The sequence below is a fragment of the Micromonospora sp. WMMA1996 genome (assembly GCF_002573675.1).
GTDB lineage: Bacteria > Actinomycetota > Actinomycetes > Mycobacteriales > Micromonosporaceae > Micromonospora > Micromonospora sediminicola.
In genome coordinates, this window is sequence record NZ_PDHU01000001.1 from 806,836 (window position 1) to 826,368 (window position 19,533).

The window sequence follows — 19,533 nt, forward strand, 5'->3', positions numbered from 1 at the left end:
ATGCGTTCGAGGAACTACGAGGCCGACTACGCGGAGGAGCCGTCGCCGTGGACCCGGCCGGGCTTCGTGCTGGCCGCCGCGTTGTTGCTGGTGATCGTCGCACTCGGGGTCGTCGTCGCCGTGCGGTCCGGCGACGACGACGAACCCGGCCCGGCGACGCCCCCGGTGGCCGCCGTCAGTGAGACGCCGGCGGCACAGCCGCAGACGACCGGCGAGCTGCCCACGGCGGTCCCCACGACCGCACCGGCGGGTGTCACCTGGCAGGTCGTCCGCGGCACCGCGCTGCCGTTCAGCGATCGGGCCGGGCCACGGGACCACAGCGACACCCAGGCCAAGGGCTTCGCCCACGCCCCGGAGGGCGCGCTGATCGCCGCCGCGCAACTGACCAGCCGTGTGGGCGCCGCCGCCGGCCGGGCGTCGTGGGAGCCCACCCTGACCCGGCAGTTCCTGCCCAGCGCCGACCGGGACAGGCTCCAGCGGGCACTCGAGGCGGAGCCGGAGCAGCCGGCCCAGCCGGGCGACCTCGCGCCGCTGGCGGGTTATCTGTACCAGAGCTACTCACCGGACACCGCGGTGATCGGTCTGGCCTACCGGGCGGTCAACGGCGCCACCGCACGCTGGTTCATCGTCACGACCACCCTCCGGTGGAGCGACGGGGACTGGAAGATGGTGGCACCGCCCGGCGGCGCCTGGACATCGCTGAGCCGCACCGTGACCGACCTGAGCGGCGTCGTGGAGTGGGGGGCCCGCTGATGTGCAATCCGATCACCCAGCCGGACTGCGGCGTCGGAGATTTCCTCGGCGGAGTCGCCAACTCGGTCGCCGGCAACGTCGCGGAATCCATGCTCGACGGTCTGGCGAAGGCCATGGGCGACACCGCGGCCTGGGCCCTGAAGACCCTGATCGCCGGCTGGATCGCGGTGCCGTCCCCGGTGCTCACCGGAGGATCGGTCGACCGGCTGCGCGAGTACACCTACTGGATCACCGGCGCCGTCGCGGTGTTCTCCCTTCTCGTCGCGGCCGGGCGAATCGTGTGGGAGCGCAACGCCAAGGCCGCCACCGACGCCGGGCGTGGCCTCGTCCAACTGACGCTGATCAGCGCCGCGGGGGTGCCGACGGTCGCGCTGCTCAGCGAGTTCGGCGACGGTTACTCCAAGTGGATCGTGGACGCGTCGACGGGCGGTGATCTCGGCGAGCGCCTGTTGATGTTCGCGCCGGTGGCCGGCGCGGCCGCCTTCAACGGACTCACGTCCATCGCGCTGATCACCGTCTCGTTCATGCTGCTGCTCATCTCGTTCACGCAGATCCTGTTGAGCATCGGCATCGCCGCGATCAAGGTGCTGCTGAGCGGGCTGATGCCGCTGGCCGCGGCGGCGGCCATGACCGGCACCGGCCGTGCCGTGCTGGCGCGCTACCTGAGCTGGCTGATGGCGGCCCTGCTCTACAAGCCGGCCGCCGCCACCGTGTACGCGGCCGCGTTCTGGATGATCGGTGACGGCGAGGACCTCACCACCGTGCTGACCGGCATCGTGCTGATGTGCATGGGCATCGTGGCGATGCCTGCCCTGCTGAAGCTGCTGGCTCCGGCGACCAGCCAGATCGCCATGGGCGGTGGCGGCGGCGGGGGCATGGCGGCCTCCGGAACCATCGCCACCGGCGCGATGCTGCTCAACTCCACCCGCGGAGGCGGTGGCGGTGGCGGTGGCGGAGCCGGCGGTGGTGACGGGGGCGGACCGGGCGCCCCGGTGCGCCCCTCCGGGGCCGGCACCGGACCCGCCGCCGCACCGGCACCGTCCGGCGGTGGGACGCCCACCGGAGGCGGCGGCGCCGCGACCGGCGGAGGAGGCGCGGCCGGCGGAGGCACGGCGGCCGGCGGAGGTGGCGCGGCCGCGGGCGGAGGCGCGGCGGCCAGCGGAGGCGCGGCGGCGGGCGGAGGCGCGGCGGCGGCCGGCGGAATGGCCGCGGCGGCAGGCCCCATCGGCGCCGGAATCATGGTCGGGCAGGCCGCCGCGAAGGCCGGGCCGGCGGCGGTCCGAAAGATCGGTGGCGCCGCCGCGGGCGCGACCGGACCGACAGGAGCTGAGCAGTGACGACGACGGCCGCGCCGCCGAACCCGCCGCAGCAGCGCGCGTACGGCAACTGGCGCCGTGGTGTGTCGGCCGGACTGTTCGGTCTGGGCACCGTCGGCACGCTCATCATGTTCGGCCTGGCGCTGCTGACCGTGCTGATGCTCGCCGTGTCGCTCCTGGCCGCCCTGGTGACCGCGTTGTGTGGCGCCGCCGTCCTGGTCCCGCTGGCCGTCCGGGTCAACGGGCGCACCGGGCTGCAGGTCATGGCGGCACGGTTCGCCTGGTGGCGGGGACGCTCACGGCGGCAGCACCTCTACCTGTCCGGCGTGGCCTCCAAGGTGACGCAGACCCACCAGCTGCCCGGCATCCTGGCCCGCTCACAGGTCTACGAGGTGGAGACGGGCCGCTCCGGGCGCATCGGCGTGGTGGTCATCCCGCAGTCGCGGCACTACACCGTCACGCTGCGCTGCTACCCGGAGGGCATGGACCTGGTCGACCAGAGCGCCATCGACGCCCGCGTGGCGCACCTGGCGGCCTGGCTGTCCAACCTCAGCCGCGAACCGGGCCTGGTGCAGGCCGCGGTCACCGTGGAGAGCACCCCGGACCCGGGCACGCAGCTGGCCACCGAGGTCGACGACACGATGTCGCCGGAGGCGCCGGAGCTGGCCCGCCGCGTCCTCGCGGAGGTGGTACGCAGCTACCCGGCCGGGTCGGCGACCGTGGAGACTCGGGTCTCGCTCACCTACACGCTGCCGCCGAACCGGCGGCAGCTCTCGCACGAGGACATGTGCCGGGAGGTGGCCGCCCGGTTGCCGAACCTGCACTCCGGGCTCTCGGCCGCCGGCGCCGGCGGCGTGCGCCCGATGATGCCGCGCTCGCTGGTCCGGGCCGTGCGCGCCGCGTACGACCCCGGCGTGGGCATCGAGCTGTCGCGTACTCCAGACCTGGACCTCACGTGGGAGAACGCCGGCCCGGTCTCGGCGCGGGAGAGCTGGGACTACTACCGGCACGACTCCGGCGTCTCGCGGACCTGGGGAATGGTCGAGGCCCCGCGCGGTGTCACCTTCGCCAACACGTTCGCCCGGCTGACCGATCCCGACCCGCAGCTGCTGCGCAAGCGGGTGTCGCTGATCTACCGGCCGTACTCGCCGGCCGAGTCGGCCAAGCTCGTCGAGTCCGACAAGCGCGACGCCCGGTTCAACGCGACGAAGAAGGCCCAGGCCACCGCCCGGGACCTGGCCGACCTCAACGCGGCCGAGCAGGCCGCGCAGGAGGAGGCCTCCGGGGCCGGCGTCGTGCGGTTCACGGTGCTGGTCACCGCCACCGTCTCCTCGGTCGAGCAGCTCGACGAGGCGACCCGGATCATCGACTCGCGCGCCGCCGAGGCCCGGCTCATGCTCCGCCCGATGTACGGGGCCCAGGCGGCGACCTTCGCCGCCACCCTGCCGACCGGGGTGGTGCTGCCCGTGCACGCCACCGTGCCGTTCTAGGAGGCGGCCCCGATGCCCCGTTCCGTCATCCCGATCCGACGTCCCAGCAGACTGGGTTACACCGGCCCCGGCGGTGGCTACATGTCGTGGGTCGAGTCGCCCACGGAATACCGCGGCACCACGGTGCAGGTGTGCGGCCTGTGGCCGTTCGGCACCGGCTCGTCCACCCCGACGATCGGCGCCCCGCTGGGCCGGCACCGCTACACCAACGCGACGGTGTGCTTCGACCCGATCTCCTGGTACGAACGCGCCAAGCTGATCAACAACCCGTCGGTGTGGATCCAGGCGGAGCCGGCAATGGGCAAGTCCACCAGCGTGCGGCGGATGCTGCTGAGCCTGGTCGCCCAGGGGGTGACCCCGCTGATCCTGGGCGACCTCAAACCCGACTACGCCGAGCTGGTCGCCGCGCTCGGCGGCCGGGTGCTGCGGGTGGGCCCCGGGCTGCACCGGATCAACCCGCTCGACATCGGCCCGTGGCAGCAGGTGCTGGCGCACGTGCGCGATCCCAAGGAGATCGAGCAGCTGCACGCGGAGATCGTCGACCGTCGGCTGAACGCCGCCCTGGTGCTGGCGACACTGACTCGGGGTGCGCCGCTCGCGTCGGACGAGATCACCGTCCTGGCGGCCGCGCTGCGCTTCCTGACCGAGCGGGAGAGCGCCGCCCAGCCGTTGCTGTCGGACGTGCTGCGGGTCATCGAGGAGGCGCCCATGCCGGTGCGGTGGGTGACGCTGTGGCACGACGACCACGACCTGGACCGCTACCGCCTGGAGACGGAGAACCTGCGGCGTACGCTGCGGGCGCTGATCCACGGGCCGCTCGGCTCGACCGTCGAGGGTCACACCACCGCCTCGATCGACCTGGACACCACCGCGCTCTGCGTGGACATCTCCGGCATCAGCGAGACCAACCAGATGCTGACCGCCGCCACCCTGGTCACCACGTGGGCCGCCGGCTTCGGTCAGGTCGAGGCCGCGCACCGGATGTCCGACCTGGGCCTGGCCCCGCCGCGGCGCTTCTTCCTGGTCCTGGACGAGATGTGGCGCGCGTTGCGGGTCGGGCACGGCATGGTCGACCGCATCGACGCGCTGACCCGGCTGAACCGCTCCAAGGGCACCGGCACCGCGTTCATCACCCACTCGCTGGGTGACCTGCAGGCGTTGCCGAACGAGGAGGACCGCGCCAAGGCGCGCGGCTTCGCCGACCGGTGCGCGGTGCTCATGATCGGCGCCTGCTCCGAGCAGGAGCTCGACGCCGTCGCCCGGGTACGGCCCCTCGCGCAGGCCGAACGCGCCGAGGTGCTGTCGTGGTCCGCGCCGCCGTCGTGGACGACCGGACCGGACGAGGAGGAGGTCCTGATCGGCCGGGGGAACTTCCTCATCAAGGTCGGGACCCGTCCCGGCATCCCGGTGCACCTGGAACCCACCGAGATCGAGAAGCAGTTGGGCAACACCGACTTCCGGTGGCGGCGCACATGAGCCGGGCGGTGGGACCGGGCGGAAGCAGTGACTCCTCGGGCCTGGTCGCCGGCGGGCTGGCCGGGCTCGCACTGGCGGCGGCCGGGGCGGTGTGGCTGCCGTTGCGGCTGACCGATCCGCCCGGCTACGACGGCGAGGGGCTGTTCAGCGCCGCCGCGGGGTTGATCTCCGGCACGATCACCTGGACCGTCGCGTGCACGCTGGTGGCGGTCGCCGAGGTGCTGGTGGTGACGGCACTGGGCGCGGGTGTGTCGCTGCTGGTCCGGGGACGCCGTCTCCGGGGCAGCCGGGTCGACCGGGCCGCGCGGCACATGGCCCGCCGCGGCGACCTGGCGCACCTGAGCCCCGACGGGGTCACCGCGTCCGCCAGGCGACTGCGGGCCAGTCTGGCCGACGCCGGGACCGTCGCCCCCGACGACGCCGGCGTCCTGATCGGACACGCCGTGGTGGGCGGGATGGAGCTGCGCCAGTCCTGGGAGGACATGGCGGTCGACATCTGGGGGCCGCGTACCGGCAAGACCACCGCCCGCGCGATCCCGGCCACCGTGTCCAACCCCGGGCCGACGCTGGTCACCAGCGTCAAGGGCGACATCATCGACGCCACCCGGGAGTTGCGCGCGACCCGAGGCGAGATCTGGGTGTTCGACCCGCAGCAGGTCTGGGGGCAGCCGCAGCAGTTGTGGTGGAACCCGCTCGGCGGGATCGCCACCATCACCGACGCGCGTCGGCTGGCCGAGCACTTCGCCTCGGCCGAGCGTGAACCCGGCATGCAGCGCGACGCGTTCTTCGACCCCAGCTCCGAGGAGCTGGTGGCCAACCTGCTGCTGGCGGCCGCGGTCGGCGGACGGTCCGTCCTCGACGTCTACCGCTGGGCGGTGAACCCGCGCGACGAGTCGCCGGCCGACATCCTGACCGGTGCGGGCTTCCAACTGCCGGCCGACTCGATCGTCGGTGTGATCAACATGCCGGAACAGACCCGGGGCGGCGTCTACGCCGGCGCCCAGAAGATGCTCATGTGCCTGACCGAGCCGAGTGTCACCGCATGGGTCAGTCCGCCGTCCTCACCGATGATCCGGCAGTTCCGCCCCGAGGACTTCGTCGCCACGTGCGACACCGTCTACCTGCTCAGCCAGGGCGGTCCGGGATCACCGGCACCACTGATCGCCGCGCTGACCGACGCGGTGCTGCGAGCGGGCGAGATGCGCGCCCGCACCTCGCCGGGCCGGCGCCTCGACCCGCCGCTGGTGTCGGTGCTCGACGAGGCGGCCAACATCTGCCGCATCCGGCAGCTGCCGGCCCTGTACTCCTACTACGGCTCGCACGGCCTCCCGATCATCACCGTGCTGCAGTCGTACGCCCAGGGCGTCGACGTGTGGGGCCGCGAGGGCATGCGCAAGCTGTGGTCGGCGGCGAACGTGCGCACCTACGGCGGTGGCGTCGCGGACCCCGAGTTCCTCGAGGAACTGTCCCGCCTCATCGGTGAGCACGACGTCATGACCCGATCCACGTCGAGCAGCGGTTCCGGCTTCGGCCAGCGGTCCGTGTCCCGGCAGACCCGCCGCCAGCGGGTGCTCGACGTCGCGGAGCTGCACGCGCTGCCCCGCGGCCGGATGGTGGTCTACAGCTCCGGTGCGCCGCCGGTGCTGGCCCGCACCGCGCCCTGGCAGACCGGCCCGTACGCCGATGCCGTCCGGGCCTCCATCGCCCGCTGGGATCCGGACCGCCGCAGGGACTGGAATCTCCAGGCCGACACCCCTCAACTGCAGTCGTTCGACAACTCGGTGCAGGAGCCGCGATGACCACGCCCACCGACCGGAGCGGTTCGGAGCGGGCCGTCGCCGAACTGTCCGCCCTGCTGGAGCAGCTGTCCGGCGCCATGCCGCCCGGCGACCCGCCGCCGGACCCGCAGGCGGCCACGGCTGCCACCCCGCAGCCGCAGCCGGCCGCCGACGAGGTGCCGGAGCCGGCGTTCCGCAACCTCGACGAGTTCATGCGCCTGTATCTGGCCGAGGTCGTCGAGCGCCGCGTCCTCAGCGGGCCCAAGAGCGGCATCCACTGGTGCGACCGGTGGTGGGCGCACCCCGAGGCGATCTCGCGCCTCTACGCGATGTGGCGCGAGTGGGAGAAGGCCCGCCTCGACGACACGATGAGCACGTGGTGGCTGCACCACCTCGATCCGCACCTGATGGCCATGACCACCGAGTACGGGCCGTTCGCCAAGTGCGAACCCGGCCGGCACAGCGAGCCCAGCACCCTGCCGACCCTCCCCGCTCCACGGGAGATCCTCGATCAGCTGCCCGAGGGCTGAGCGTCGGGCGGCCGAGTGATCGCCGCCGGCGCGGGGCGACGATGGTGCTTCTCGGCGGTGGTGTGCTCGCCGGGTCACCGGCACTGGCGTCCGCTGACCGGCAGCTCGTGGGCGGCGCGGTGATCCTGAGTCACCCGCCCGTCCGTCCCACCGGCGCGTATGGCTCAGCCGGAACCGGGCCCCTCAGGAGGACATCCTTCGGGGCCTGGTTCAGCGACGCTCACCCCAGTTGCATCTGCTCCCAGCCGCTCGACATGCATCGCTGCCAGCCAGAGCTCGATGAGCCGTTGTAGTACAGATCGATGCATGCATGACGCTGGGCCTCGGTCGCGGACGTTCCGGTCGAGAAGTGGTAGGAGTTCTGCCAGGTTCCTCGCTCACTCAGCGCTGAAGTGCAACTCTGCGTGTTCTTCGGTGACTGCCACTGGTTGGAGTTCGGCTTGTCCAACGAAACCCACGCCGTGACCTTGCAGCCGGTCGCGCCCGTTGCTGCCGGATCGATCAAAACGTCAGACGTCAGGTAGAACGCCTGCCCGCCTCCGGACGGTACGTACCAAAAGATGTTCATGCACAACCCGATCCGGTTGCCGTTCGCGTAACTGCCGGACAGCGCTCCACAGTAGGACTGCTCAGCTGCCTGGGCCGGAGCCCCTGACGTCGGCAGGATCACCGCTGAAGCAGCGAGTACGACCGCCGCGCGAAGGAGGAGTTTGCGCCACGCCAACGCTGTTCTGATTCCCCGCATTTGCTCTCCCAATGACCGGGTCGAATGAGACGCGAGCGTATCTGGAAAATGATCCACTCAACAGAAAGGCGATAATGAATTCATTCGCCCGCCACCTGGCCGCAATCCGGGCTGCACGAATTGCTCGTTGGCCCAAGGTGCCGGGCGATCAGGTCAGCCCGCTGCCCGACGCACGCGAGCCGCAACTGCTGCACCACAGGGCCGAGGCTGCTGTCCCCGGCAAGGGAGTGGGGCCTGTCGCCTCCCAGCGGGCGACTGAGGACGACCGCGAGAGCCTCAGCCGACGGCCGGGTGGAAAACCATCGCGTTGCCGTCCGACGGGTCGGCGGCGAGGCCGCCGTGGGCCGTGACGGCCACCGGCGCCACCCCGGGAGACACCGACCGGTCCAGGCCGGTGCGCGCGTCGAGGACGACGGCGGCCCCGTTCACCGTGCCGTAGACCGCGCCGTGCCACGCCGCGGTCATCCGCGGGGCGCGCCGACCGGTCGCGGGCAACTGCCACAGGTCGTCGCCGGTGGTGGAGTCCAGGGCGAACAGCGGCTCCGAGTTGCCGAGAGCGCAGACCGTGACCGCGGCCTCGTCGTAGGCGCAGCGCAGTCCCACCCGGTACTCGCCGGTCGTGCGGTTGACCAGGGCTCCGTCCTTCTTGACGAGCGCGTAGAAGCGCTTGCCGTCGTTCTGCCGACCCACCGCGACGACGAACGACGGACCGGCGGCGGCGAGTTCGGCGTCGGCGACGGAGAGCGCCGACCAGCGCTCGGCGCCGTCGAGCAGCGCGAGCCCGGTGACGGACCGGCGGTAGCGGGCGTCCGGAGCGGTGAGGCCGACGACGGTGTCCCCCAGCAGCGCCGAGGCGGCGAAGTCGTCGTCGCGCCACAGGGTGTTGCCGGTGCTGACGTCGACGACCACCGTCACCTGCTTGCCGATGCCGAGCACCACAGCGGTGCCGCGGCCGCCGACCACGCGTACCGGATCGGCGGCGACCAGGCTGAAGTCGCCCTCGGCCGGTTTGGCGTCCACGGTCACGGTCGTCGTCAGCCGGCCGTCGGTCGCGTCGATCACGAGCAGCTCGACGGCCTGCCGGGACGCGACGGTGCCGGAGGCGGGGATCTCCACCGCGTACGGCACCACCACGGTGGGCCGACCGGAGGGGTCGATCAGCACCGGTCGGTGCCCGGCCGCGGCCGGGTTGCGGGTGATCGGTGCCTGCTTCGGGGTGAGCACGGACAGCTGGCGTCCGCCGGCCACGTCCACCACCGTGGTCCGGGCGTCGCCGGCCACGAATGCGGTCGTCCCGCGCAGGAGGACGTCCCCGGGGCGGGCCTCGCCGAGAGCCGTGCCGGTGGGCCCGAACCGGGTCGGCGGGTCGAACGCCGGCGCCGACGGGGTGGCGGCGGGTGACGGTGCGGCAGCGGAGGCCGGCGCTGACGGCGGGTCGTCGTCCCCACATCCGGCGACCGCCGCCGCGAGCGCAACGATGACCGCCGCCGCCTGGAGCCGCGCTCGCACCACTGGATCCCCCGTTTCCGCGACCGTCCGGCCCCGTAGCGTAGCAACGGGCAGCGATCGGGCGGGCGACCGTCGGTGACCGGCGCGTGTCGCGGTGGACCAACCGGTCTGTTCTCAGTGGACAGCGCGATCTATGCTGCTCCCGGTACGCATCGTGAGCGGCATCGGCGTCTGCCCGCCGCTCGGGCGTGCCGATGCAGTCGTGCGTTCGGGGGAGGGCACTGCATGAGTTCGCCGTGCGTGGACGTCCGGGCCGCCGGAGCCGTCGCCGGTGTCGCCGTGCCCCCGGCCTCCCCCCGCTCGTCGCGCGCCTCGGCGCCCCGTGACTCACGAGTCCGTGACGATTCCGCTGCCGTCAGGATGTGCACATGGAGATGACAGACGTGACGAAGGTGTCGGATTCCTGGGGATGCATGCTCAGCACCCACCGCTACCGGTGGGACGAGCGGGAGGAACCGGTACGGCAGAACGTCACCTTCGCCGACCAGGCCGCCACGTCCCGGAGCACGCTGGCCGGTGCGGGTGAGGCCGAGCCGCCGCGCACCGTCGAGATCGCCAGCACCGAGGCGCTCGTGGCCGCGTCCCTGCTCCGGGAGCTGTCGGCCCGGCTCCGCCACGGCGTCACCACCGGGGCGGTGAGTCCGGACGCCGCGGAGCTGGCCGACGTGACCGACGATCTCGTCGGCCGGCTCTACGCGGCGACGGGCATGCGTGGCTGACGCCGTCGACCCGGCGTGACCGAGCGCCGGACGGTTCCGGCGTCCTGACCGCCGACCAGGTATCCGCAGCGACACCAGAAGAAGGCAGCAGAGATGACAGTGCCCTTGCCGCCGGCCCGGGCGGAGGCGCAGGCCCGGCCGTTGAACGTGCTCACGCTGTGCGACAAGTGGATCGGCGGCGGCCCGATCGCCGTCAACCGGGAGATCTCCGTGGCGCTCGCCGAGCTCGGGCACCGGGTGACCACCCGGGTGAGTGTGCCGTCGCCGTCGCATCCCCTGGTCGACGTCCAGGTGCTCGACCCGGTCCCGGGGGTGTCGGACACCCGGGCGCAACTGCTCCGGGCGGACGGGCTTCCGGCGGACGTCGACGTCATCATGGGCCACGGTCGGTTCTCCGGTGGAGCCGCCTCCTACCTGCGCGACAACTTCTATCCGCACGCGAAGGTGGTCCACTTCGTCCACGTGACGGCGGACGAGATGGACCGCGGCCGGGGTGAGCCGCTGGAGTCGAACCAGCACACCGAGACCGAGCGCGCCCTGGTGTCCCGGGCCGACCTGGTGGTCGGCGTGGGCCCGCTGCTGACCGCCGAGGGCCGCCGGCTGGCCCGGATGTGCGAGAAGCCGCCCCCGGTGGTGGAGATGACGCCCGGCGTGGTCCTGGAGACGCCGCCCCGGTACGACCCCGAGCAGACCCGGCTGAACCTGCTGGTGTTCACGCGCACTGACGACCGCCTCAAGGGAGCCGACATCGCCGCCGCCGCGGTGGGCGAACTGCACAACCGCGGCCTGGACGTACGGCTGACGATGCTGGGGGCGCACAAGTCCGACGTCGCGGAACAGGAACGCGTGCTGTCCGACATCGCCGGCTTCCCGGTGCGGGTGCGGGGCTACACCTCCGACCCGGGCGTCATGGCCGCCGAACTCCGGGGGGCGGACCTGGTGATCCACGCGGCCCGGCACGAGGACTTCGGCCTGGCCCCGCTGGAGGCCGCCGGCTACGGCGTGCCGGTCCTGGTCGGGAACCACACCGGGGTCGGGATGTTCCTCGGCGACCCGAACCGGGTGCCGGCGGCTCTGGGCGCACCGTCGGTGGTGAACACCAGGGGGCGCTCGGAGGCGACGCTGCCCACCGTGTGGGCCGACCACGCCGAGGCCGTCCTGAAGGATCTGCCGGAGACCCGGCGTCGGGCCACGGAGCTGCGCGAGCACCTCGGGCAGAACCACACCTGGCGGCACGCCGCCGAAGGGGTGGCGGAGCACATCCGGGCCCTGGCGCCACCCACGCGCGGCACCACCGCCGCGACGGCCGCGTTGCAGGCCGCGCACCAGCAGACCCGTCCCCCGGCCGCGCCGCCCCGCCGGCCGCAGGCCTGGCAGGAGGGCCTCCGGCCGCCGGGGCGCGGCCGGTGAGCGGGACCGCGAAGCCGTGGCTGCTGCTCGACATCGACGGGGTCCTCAACCCCACCGGCGACCATGCCGACCGTGGCTTCACCGCGCACCACCTGCACGGCTACCGGGTGCAGCTCAGCCGCGAGCACGGGCGGATGCTGAACGAGCTCGACCGTGAGGGACTGGTCGACCTGCGGTGGGCGACGACCTGGAACCACGCCGCGAACGCCTACGTCGCGCCCGCCGTCGGCCTGACCGGTCCGCTGCCCGTCCTGGTCATCGACCGGGCCCTGGCCGGTCCGGTGCCGTTCGGCGTCAACTGGAAGGCCGCGAGCGTGCTGGCCGAGGCCGACGGCGTGCCCTTCGCCTGGCTGGACGACTTCCTCACCGACGCCGACCGGCGGTGGGCCGAGGCGCGTGTCCTCGACAACGGGGTCCCCACGCTGCTCGTGCCGGTCGACCCGGCGGTCGGGTTGCTTCCCGACCACCTCGACCAGGTGCGCTCGTGGGCGCGGAGCACCAGCGGCCCCGGTGTCCTCACCGGTGGGGAGCTGCTGCGGCGTACCCCGCACCTGTCGGCGGACCCGGTGGCGCGGGAGCGGGCGGACTGGTTCGCGCGCACCTGCAACGCCCTGCCCGACCGGGCGGCCGGTCTCGACCGGCGGGACCTGACCGTCTCGCTGTGGGACCGCTGCGCGAGCGCGGTCACGGCCGAGCACGGCGGCGGGTCGGGGGTGCGTCCCACCGACGAGTTCGTCCGCCAGTCCTTCCGCCGGTTCCTCCGGGGCGACGGCGCGGCGGCGACGGTCTGGGCCGACCGGGCCGCCCTGCGCGCCGCCCGGCCCGAGCGCGGCGACGTCGCGCACGCCAAGGACTCGTACCGCCTCGTCCTCGGGGAGACACCCGACCGCGACGCCGGCCCGCGGATCCAACTGCTCGTCGACTCCGCGGTGGCCGACCTCGGCATCAGCCCGGACATCCAACGCACCCACCGCTCGATCCAGCTGGGCCCGTCCGGCCCGCTGGTGCAGGTCTCCGTCCGCGCCGACCGCCGCGACACGTCCAGCGACCTGACCGTCGCCTTCGGTCACGACGGGCAGGCCGAGCGGGTCCCCTACGATCAGTTGCTACGCGACGGCCCGGACGCCCTGTACGAGCGGGTCACGCGGGTGAGCAGGTCCGTGGCGGAGCTGCACGAGCGACGGCCGGCCGCCGTCGCCTACCTGCCGAGGCCCGCCGCGCGCCGGCACCAGCAGCAGCCGTACCAGCCGACGACGGCGGCGGTCCGTCCGCCGACGTCACCACAGCCATCGAGGGGCAGACGATGACATCGGAGAGTCCGACGCACGAGGGCAAGGCCATCGACGAGGCGCGACAGGACTACGACGCTCTGCGCGCCGTCGGCGAGCTGTTCCCGGGCACCGCACTGGCGGAGAGCAGCCGGCAGCTCGGACGGGGTGGCGACTGGCCGGAGAACCTGCGCGACTCCCCGCTCGTCGTCGACGCCGGCTCGACCTGGGGCCCGGGCACCGTCCTCGCGGTGGCGGCCGCCGCGCGCGGCGTACCGCGGCTCGCCCTGGTGGTCGTGGGCGACGAGACGGCCGGATCGGCCGCACGCCGCCTCCTGGACCGCGTGGGCCGCCCCGAGGTCGGTGTCGCGTACCGGCCCGCCGAGGTGCCGTCGGCCGTGCGGTCCGCCTGCGGCGCCGACGGGCAGCCGATCCGCTGGGCGAGCCTCGGCGAGCCTCGTCACCTGGCGCAGGTGATCCAGCACGCTCCGGACCTCGCCGGCCGGTTGCGCGTCACGCAGTCGGCCGCCGGCAGCGAGCGGTCGGCGAGCGCCGATGCCGCGCGAACGGTGCTGGACGCGGCGCGGGAGGGACGGATCGCCGGGCTCGACCTGGTGGTCACCGGGCCGGGGGACGGCGAGCCGTCGGTCGACCACAGCCGCCGGCAGGCCATGGTGCTGGTCGAGGCGCTGGACGACACCGTGGACACGTCGGCCGCGGCTGCCGTGCTCGGCGGCTCCGTCGTCCTGAGCGCCGCCGTGATGCTGCCCTTCGTCGACGTGGAGCAGGCCGGCACGGCGGTCGACGGCGAGGGCGTCTTCCGGCGCGGCCACGACGGGGTGCCCCTGTGGTGGGGGACGATCGAGGACCATGACCCGCTGGTCCGCTGGCTCAGCCGGGTCATCGAGCCGTCGCGGCCGGACCGGGGGGCGTGACCCGGGTGTCGGCCACCGAGGAGTTCACCGGGCTCGAGGCGATCTACGAGGCGTACGGGCTGGAGACTGCGAGCGACCGCGCCGCGGTCGCGGAGGCGTACGACGTCTTCCGTGAGCACCACGGGCCCTATGTCACCTCCATCGCCGCGGAGATGCTGGACGACCTGCGGGCCTCCGTCGACGCCGACCCGAACGAGCGGATCGTCTTCGTCGGACGGGACGGGTTCAGCCTCGGCGTGGCCGTCCGCGCGATGGACCCCGACTTCTTCGACGCGCACTGTCACAACGTGGTGCTCTCCCGGGCGCTCGCCGAGGCCGCCGTGCAGGACAAGGAGCGCAACAGCGGGGCCGAGTATCCCCAGCTCCAGCCCTACCGGGAGATCTCCGGGTCGGTCGACGACCGGGACATCGACGGCGCCTACCAGCGGCTCACCCGCTACCTGCGGGGCAACGGGATCCCGGTGGGCAGGGAAGGCAGCCGCATCACCTTCGTCGACAGTTGCCTGAAGGGCACCATCCAGGAACTGTGCGCCGCGATCTATCCCAAGAGCGAGTTCACCGGCCGCTACATGTTCTACTACGGCATCGAGGGCGATCCGCATCCCGGGAGCAAGAAGGGCTATGCCCTGCACCGCGAGGGCGCCCTCGGCGGGGGCCTGAAGACGCTGCCGGACGATCCGGATCTGACCTTCGGCAGCATTCCGGCTATCCGCGTCATCGAGAACGCGTTGCAGGGCCCGTTGAGCAGTCCGAAGAGGATCCGGGACGACGCGCCGGACCAGACCCGGTTGATCGACACCCCGGACCGGACGTGGGGCTGCAATCCCGTGCTGATCGCCGAGCCCTACCGCGATCCCGCCGTGCGCGAGGCCAGCAAGGTGGCCGCGTTGCTCGCCGTGCACGACAGCGCGGTCGACGTACGCGACGGCGCCCCGCTCGACACCGCGACGGTGCGCGAGCAGTTCACCGCGCAGGTGCGTTCCTGGATCAACCGCGGTACCGACGTGGACCCGCGGTTGAACCGCATCCTGGACAGTTTCGTCCACCGGGACGACCACCGCCTCGTTCGCCGCCTGGACGATCTCATGCACGAGGCGCGCCTTCCCGAGGACACCAGATCCCAGTTCTGGACGACGTTCGACAAGGTGTCCTCGCTCGACGACAAGAAGGACTTCATCGAGCGGTTCCGGAACGCGACGCAGCAGGCCCCGGACGGCGCGGGCACGCCGCGTGGGGAGGTCGACGCCTCGCACCGCCGGGCCGAGGACGGTCAGCCGTGGCTGCGGGGCATCACGCCCGCGGCCGGTGGCGCGGTGGCCCGGCCGCCTGCCCAGCGGACGCCCGGCGGCGCTCCTCCGCGGGCCCCCGCCGGCGCGTCGCACCCCGGGCGTCCGCGGCGACCTGACGCGCCGAGTCGCTGACCCACCGGCCAGAAGGGGATTTCAGCCCATGCCGACCGAATCCGGCCTCGAAGCCGCGTACCCCCGGCTGTTCGCCCCGCAGCGATGGGAGTGGGGCGGGCTCGACGCCCAGTTCAGCACCGGAGCGCCACCGGACGAGCTGGTCACCAACGTGCACCTCGTGGGGTTCAGCGGCGACCAGGTCATCCTGTGCCGCGACGACCGCGACGTGTGGTTCCTGCCCGGAGGCACGCGCGAGCCCGGTGAGAGCGTCGAGGACTGCGCCCGGCGGGAGCTGCTGGAGGAGGCGGGCGCGGTGCTCACCGGCCCGCTGACCGTGGTCGGCGCGCACCACTGCGTCACCGACCGCCCGCTGCCGTACCGGCCGCACCAGCCGCATCCGGAGAAGGCCTGGCTGTGGTGTGCCGCCGACGCCGCGATCGTCCAGGCGCCGACGATGCCGGCGGACGCGGAACAGATCGTCGAGGTCCGGGCGGTGCCGGTCGCCGAGGCCGCCGTGCTTCTGCTCACTGATCAGCCCTGGCTCCCCGACCTGCTCATGCTGGCCGTGCGGACACGCGGGCGGGGATGATCGCGCCTGCCTCGCCGGTCAGACCGACTCCAGCTCGCGATCCTCGGTCGGCGAGGGAGCTGCGGCCCGTCCGGCCCGGTTGTCGACCCTGGTCATGACGGCCCGGGCATACAGCGCGATGCCGGCCAGCATGCTGGCCACGGCGATCGGCACTCCGAGCAGGGGCCGCACGTACATCGCCAGGAACCAGGACCTGACGTCGATGTCGGACAGGATGAAGACCAGCGGAACGATCCCCTGGGGGATGAGCAGGATCGAGCCGAGGGCCCAGCTCAGTCCCTCGACCGTCCCGCCCGTCCTGGCCACGGCGCCGTCGGCGGCCCGGACCACGGTGGGCCGACCGGTGCGCATGGTGTGCAGCAGGTCGGGTCCGTCCTCGGTGAGCTTCCGGATCGCCAGGCCGCCCAGCACCCAGGCGACGGCGACGCCGGTCAGCACGCCGACCGGCAGCCCGGCCCAGCTCACCCACGGCTGGTCCAGGCGCGTGCCGAGGTAGACCACGGCGAGCGCGGGCGCCGGCGGCACCAGCCCGATCCAGAACAGCACGTTGGACCGGCCGGTGGTGTCTGCGCGCTCCAGCGGGTTGCTCGGCCGCTTGTGCGCGTCGGGGCCGGGGACCAGGCCGTGCACCGACGAGTGGACGATCAGGCCGGCGCCGCCGCCGAGCAGGGCGGGCACCGCCGCGGCGACCCACGGCCACGTCCACGTGGAGCCGCTCCACCAGGTGAGGGTGATGCTCAGGACGATCGCCGGCGGCGTGAAGACGATCAGGTACGCCCACTGCCGGCCGCGCACGTCGGCGCGCTGGGAGCCGATCGTCAGGGTCTGCCAGAGCGCGGTGCCGTCCTGGCTGTAGAGGTTGCAGGCCGAGGTGATCGCGAAGAGCGCGAGCGCCGGGCCGGCCCAGGGCAGCAGGAGACGGGCGTCGAAGGTCAGCGGCAGCAGCGCGGTGCCCAGCGCCCAGACGATCGGCACCACCGCCGTGGTGGTCCGCAACGGATCGCGCCACCAGGTGCGCAGCTCCTTGCGGACGACCGCGCCGGTCGTGCCGCCGAGCGGGCCGCCGCTCACCGGGGGGCGGTCGGCGCTGCCCCGGATGGTGGCCCGGGCCCGGCGCGGAGTGCCCAGCTCGACCGACCAGACGAGCAGCAGCAGGACGCAGAGCGCGGCCAGCCCGGCCGGCGCGGCGATCGCGAGCGGCCAGTCCCCCCGGCCGGCGGCGTCCACCGCCACCACGCCCCAGCTCGACGGGATCGACCGCAGTGCGACGGTGGTCGGGTGGGAGAACCCGGTCTCGAGGATGTCGGAGTACATGACGGCCACGACGATCATCCAGCCGGACTGGGTGAGCACGAGCATCGCCGCGAACAGCACGCCGGTGACCGCGGCGCCCGCCCGGGACGCCGCGACGACGCCGAACAGCGCGTAGGCCACCCGGGACAGCAGCACCACGAAGACCAGTTGCAGCGCCGCGACCGGCACCGCCAGCAGCGCCGGGGCGAGCCCCTGCCGGGCGCCGTACGTGATCAGGCCGACGAAGCCCAGCGCGGTGACCGCCGTGGTGATCCCGACGAAGGCCGCGCCGAGAAGCCCCAGCGCGAGCCGGCGGCGCGGCACCGGCAGCAGCGTGAAGTGGTCGGCGCGCAGCACCGCCGAGCCGCCGAACAGCGGGCCGGCCAGCCAGCCGAGCGTCCACATCAGGAACACGCCCGCGAGCAGGTCGCCGAGCACCACGGGGTTGGGCAGCTCGACCAGGGAGAGCCAGATGGTGGCGGCCGCGAACAGCAGACCGAGAACCGCGCCGACCAGCATCCACGCGGCCCGGCCACCGGTCATCGAGTTCTTGACGACCGTCAGCTTCATCCGGATCAGGACGCCAGCCACGACAGCCCTCTCCGCCCCTGCTCGTCGCCGCCGACCAGCCGGACGAACGTCTGCTCCAGCGTGCCGCCGCCGCGGACCTCGGCGAGCGGACCGGCCGCCACGACCCGCCCCCCGGCCATCACGGCCACGGTGTCGCACAGCTGCTCGACCAGCGGCATCACGTGGCTGGACAGCACCACCGAGCCGCCACTCGCCACGAAACCGGTCAGGATCGCCTTGAGGGCCGCCGCGGACACCGGGTCGACCGCCTCGAACGGCTCGTCCAGCACGAGCAGCCGGGGCCCGTGCAACAGCGCGGTCGCCAGCCCGATCTTCTTGCGCATGCCGGTCGAGTAGTCGACCACCAGGGTGCGCTCGGCCGCGCCGAGCTCCATCACGTCGAGCAGCTCCTGCACCCGGCCGGCCAGCACGCCGGCCTCGATGCCGCGCAACTGCCCGATGTACGTCAGCAGTTCGCGTCCGGTCAGCCGCTCCGGCATGGACAGCCCGTCGGGCAGCACGCCGATCAGCGCCTTGGCCTCGACCGGGTCGGACCACACGTCCACGCCGAACACCTGCGAGGCGCCCTCGTCCGGGCGTAGCAGCCCGACCGCCATGGACAACGAGGTCGTCTTGCCCGCGCCGTTGGGGCCGACCAGCCCGAAGAAGGAACCCTGCGGCACCACGAGATCGACGTGGTCGACGGCTGTGTTCGCGCCGAACGTCTTGTGCAGGCCGGACAGTCGCAGTGCCGCGGGCGGGCCGCCCGCGTCGGGATCGTCCGCTGCGGCGGGCCGGGTGGTCGCTGACTCCATGGTTCCCCTCGACGTCGCTGGGTGGCGCCGGGCCTGGTCTGCCCCGACCTGCGCTGCCTGCGCATGCGCCGACGAAGAGGGTTGGTCCACCGCGCTCACCCGGCGGAGAGGGCGTGCGGGCTGAGTCTAGCGACCGGGGACGCCGGGAGTGGCCCGCCGACGCCTCAGGACGGCCCGGATCCGACGCCCCGCACCGCCTCGACGACGGACTGGGCGACCTCGTCGGGCCGGGACACCGCCATCGCGTGGGAGGCGCCGGCGACCTCCCGGACCCCACGGGCGCCGGCCCGCTCGGCCATGAAGCGGTGCGCGGCGACCGGGATGTTCCGGTCGGCGTCACCGAAGACGAACCACGTGGGCAGCGACCGCCACGGTGGGGTGGTCGCCGCGAGTCCGTCGCCGAGCGCCTGCTCGGTCACCGGCCGCTGCGTCCGCGCCATCAGGGCCGCGAGGTCGTCGGACACGTCGGCGGCGAACTGCGCGTGGAAGGCGTCCTGCCGGATCGCCGTCTCCTTGCCGCCGGTCGCGACCGGGTAGGAGACCAGCGTGTCGGCCAGCGTGCTGCCGGGGAACTGCCCGGACAGCGCCAGCGCCGACTCGCCGGTGTCCGGGCAGAACGCGTTGACGTAGACCAGGGCACGCACCGAGGACTCCCCCGCCGCCGCCTCCGTGATCACCATGCCGCCGTACGAGTGACCGACGAGGATCACCGGGCCGCCGATCCCGCGCACCACGTCCCGCACGTACGCGGCGTCGCCGGCCACGCCGCGCAGCGGGTTGGCGGCGGCCACGACGGACCGGTCGGCACCGAGCCGTTCGATCACGCCGTTCCAGCTGGCCGACTCGGCGAACGCGCCGTGTACGAGGACGAGGGTCAGTTCCTGATCTGGCACGACATCCGCTCCTTGGCTTCGGCGGAGCCGTGTGCGTCCGC

The 19,533-nt window shown here is 73.2% G+C and carries 17 protein-coding genes; 12 read left to right on the forward strand and 5 right to left on the reverse strand.

The genetic code is table 11. The annotated features are described in order from the left end of the window. The 6 genes from COO58_RS03925 (at nt 1) to COO58_RS03950 (ending at nt 7,343) form a co-directional block, all read left to right on the forward strand. The gene (locus COO58_RS03925) at nt 1-753 is read left to right on the forward strand and encodes a hypothetical protein (RefSeq protein WP_091582914.1); all 753 of its coding nucleotides are present in this window, start codon (nt 1-3) and stop codon (nt 751-753) included. Further along, complete coding sequence (locus COO58_RS30085) at nt 753-2,090, forward strand: hypothetical protein (RefSeq protein ID WP_141684647.1); 1,338 nt, start codon at nt 753-755, stop codon at nt 2,088-2,090. Before COO58_RS03925 ends, COO58_RS30085 begins: the two co-directional genes overlap by 1 nt. Continuing rightward, complete coding sequence (locus COO58_RS03935; protein WP_091582920.1) at nt 2,087-3,559, forward strand: SCO6880 family protein; 1,473 nt, start codon at nt 2,087-2,089, stop codon at nt 3,557-3,559. The genes COO58_RS30085 and COO58_RS03935 overlap by 4 nt, the downstream gene beginning before the upstream one ends. A gap of 81 nt (nt 3,560-3,640) precedes the next feature. Beyond that, nucleotides 3,641-5,035, forward strand: coding sequence for an ATP/GTP-binding protein (locus COO58_RS03940; RefSeq protein ID WP_255292512.1), 1,395 nt, complete (start codon nt 3,641-3,643; stop codon nt 5,033-5,035). Beyond that, nucleotides 5,032-6,834, forward strand: a complete 1,803-nt coding sequence (locus COO58_RS03945) for a type IV secretory system conjugative DNA transfer family protein (protein WP_098746076.1) — start codon at nt 5,032-5,034, stop codon at nt 6,832-6,834. Before COO58_RS03940 ends, COO58_RS03945 begins: the two co-directional genes overlap by 4 nt. Beyond that, on the forward strand, nt 6,831-7,343 hold the full coding sequence (locus COO58_RS03950; RefSeq protein ID WP_098743853.1) for a DUF4913 domain-containing protein: 513 nt from the start codon (nt 6,831-6,833) through the stop codon (nt 7,341-7,343). The genes COO58_RS03945 and COO58_RS03950 overlap by 4 nt, the downstream gene beginning before the upstream one ends. Nucleotides 7,344-7,563: 220 nt before the next feature. On the opposite strand, the gene COO58_RS29865 is transcribed toward COO58_RS03950, so the two are convergent. Together COO58_RS29865 and COO58_RS03955 are read right to left on the reverse strand one after the other, a co-directional pair. Continuing rightward, the gene (locus tag COO58_RS29865) at nt 7,564-8,088 is read right to left on the reverse strand and encodes a hypothetical protein (RefSeq protein WP_141561852.1); all 525 of its coding nucleotides are present in this window, start codon (nt 8,086-8,088) and stop codon (nt 7,564-7,566) included. Between the two features lie 276 nt (nt 8,089-8,364). Next, nucleotides 8,365-9,597: a PQQ-binding-like beta-propeller repeat protein gene (locus tag COO58_RS03955; RefSeq protein ID WP_141561853.1), complete on the reverse strand. Its 1,233-nt coding sequence runs from the start codon at nt 9,595-9,597 to the stop codon at nt 8,365-8,367. Between the two features lie 368 nt (nt 9,598-9,965). Between COO58_RS03955 and COO58_RS03960 the strand changes: the two genes are divergently transcribed. From COO58_RS03960 to COO58_RS03985, 6 genes are all read left to right on the forward strand, one after another. Next, a complete protein-coding gene (locus tag COO58_RS03960) occupies nt 9,966-10,316 on the forward strand; it encodes a hypothetical protein (RefSeq protein WP_141561854.1) in 351 nt (116 codons plus the stop codon). Between the two features lie 93 nt (nt 10,317-10,409). Then, the gene (locus COO58_RS03965) at nt 10,410-11,726 is read left to right on the forward strand and encodes a glycosyltransferase family 4 protein (protein WP_098743858.1); all 1,317 of its coding nucleotides are present in this window, start codon (nt 10,410-10,412) and stop codon (nt 11,724-11,726) included. Further along, nucleotides 11,723-13,033, forward strand: coding sequence for an HAD domain-containing protein (locus COO58_RS03970; RefSeq protein WP_098743859.1), 1,311 nt, complete (start codon nt 11,723-11,725; stop codon nt 13,031-13,033). The genes COO58_RS03965 and COO58_RS03970 overlap by 4 nt, the downstream gene beginning before the upstream one ends. Continuing rightward, nucleotides 13,030-13,929 (forward strand): hypothetical protein, encoded by a 900-nt coding sequence (locus tag COO58_RS03975; RefSeq protein ID WP_098743861.1) that lies wholly within the window; start codon nt 13,030-13,032, stop codon nt 13,927-13,929. The genes COO58_RS03970 and COO58_RS03975 overlap by 4 nt, the downstream gene beginning before the upstream one ends. After that, the gene (locus COO58_RS03980) at nt 13,926-15,350 is read left to right on the forward strand and encodes an ABC transporter permease (protein ID WP_098743862.1); all 1,425 of its coding nucleotides are present in this window, start codon (nt 13,926-13,928) and stop codon (nt 15,348-15,350) included. Before COO58_RS03975 ends, COO58_RS03980 begins: the two co-directional genes overlap by 4 nt. A 28-nt stretch (nt 15,351-15,378) precedes the next feature. After that, complete coding sequence (locus COO58_RS03985; protein WP_091582950.1) at nt 15,379-15,921, forward strand: NUDIX domain-containing protein; 543 nt, start codon at nt 15,379-15,381, stop codon at nt 15,919-15,921. An 18-nt stretch (nt 15,922-15,939) separates the two neighbouring features. Here COO58_RS03985 and COO58_RS30090 read toward each other — a convergent pair whose 3' ends face one another. From COO58_RS30090 to COO58_RS04000, 3 genes are all read right to left on the reverse strand, one after another. Next, entirely contained in the window at nt 15,940-17,805 is a 1,866-nt protein-coding gene (locus tag COO58_RS30090) for a hypothetical protein (RefSeq protein WP_098743864.1), read from the reverse strand. Continuing rightward, the gene (locus COO58_RS03995) at nt 17,790-18,599 is read right to left on the reverse strand and encodes an ABC transporter ATP-binding protein (protein ID WP_098743865.1); all 810 of its coding nucleotides are present in this window, start codon (nt 18,597-18,599) and stop codon (nt 17,790-17,792) included. Before COO58_RS03995 ends, COO58_RS30090 begins: the two co-directional genes overlap by 16 nt. A 164-nt stretch (nt 18,600-18,763) precedes the next feature. Continuing rightward, nucleotides 18,764-19,492: an alpha/beta fold hydrolase gene (locus COO58_RS04000; RefSeq protein WP_098743867.1), complete on the reverse strand. Its 729-nt coding sequence runs from the start codon at nt 19,490-19,492 to the stop codon at nt 18,764-18,766. Between the last annotated feature and the right edge of the window lie 41 nt (nt 19,493-19,533).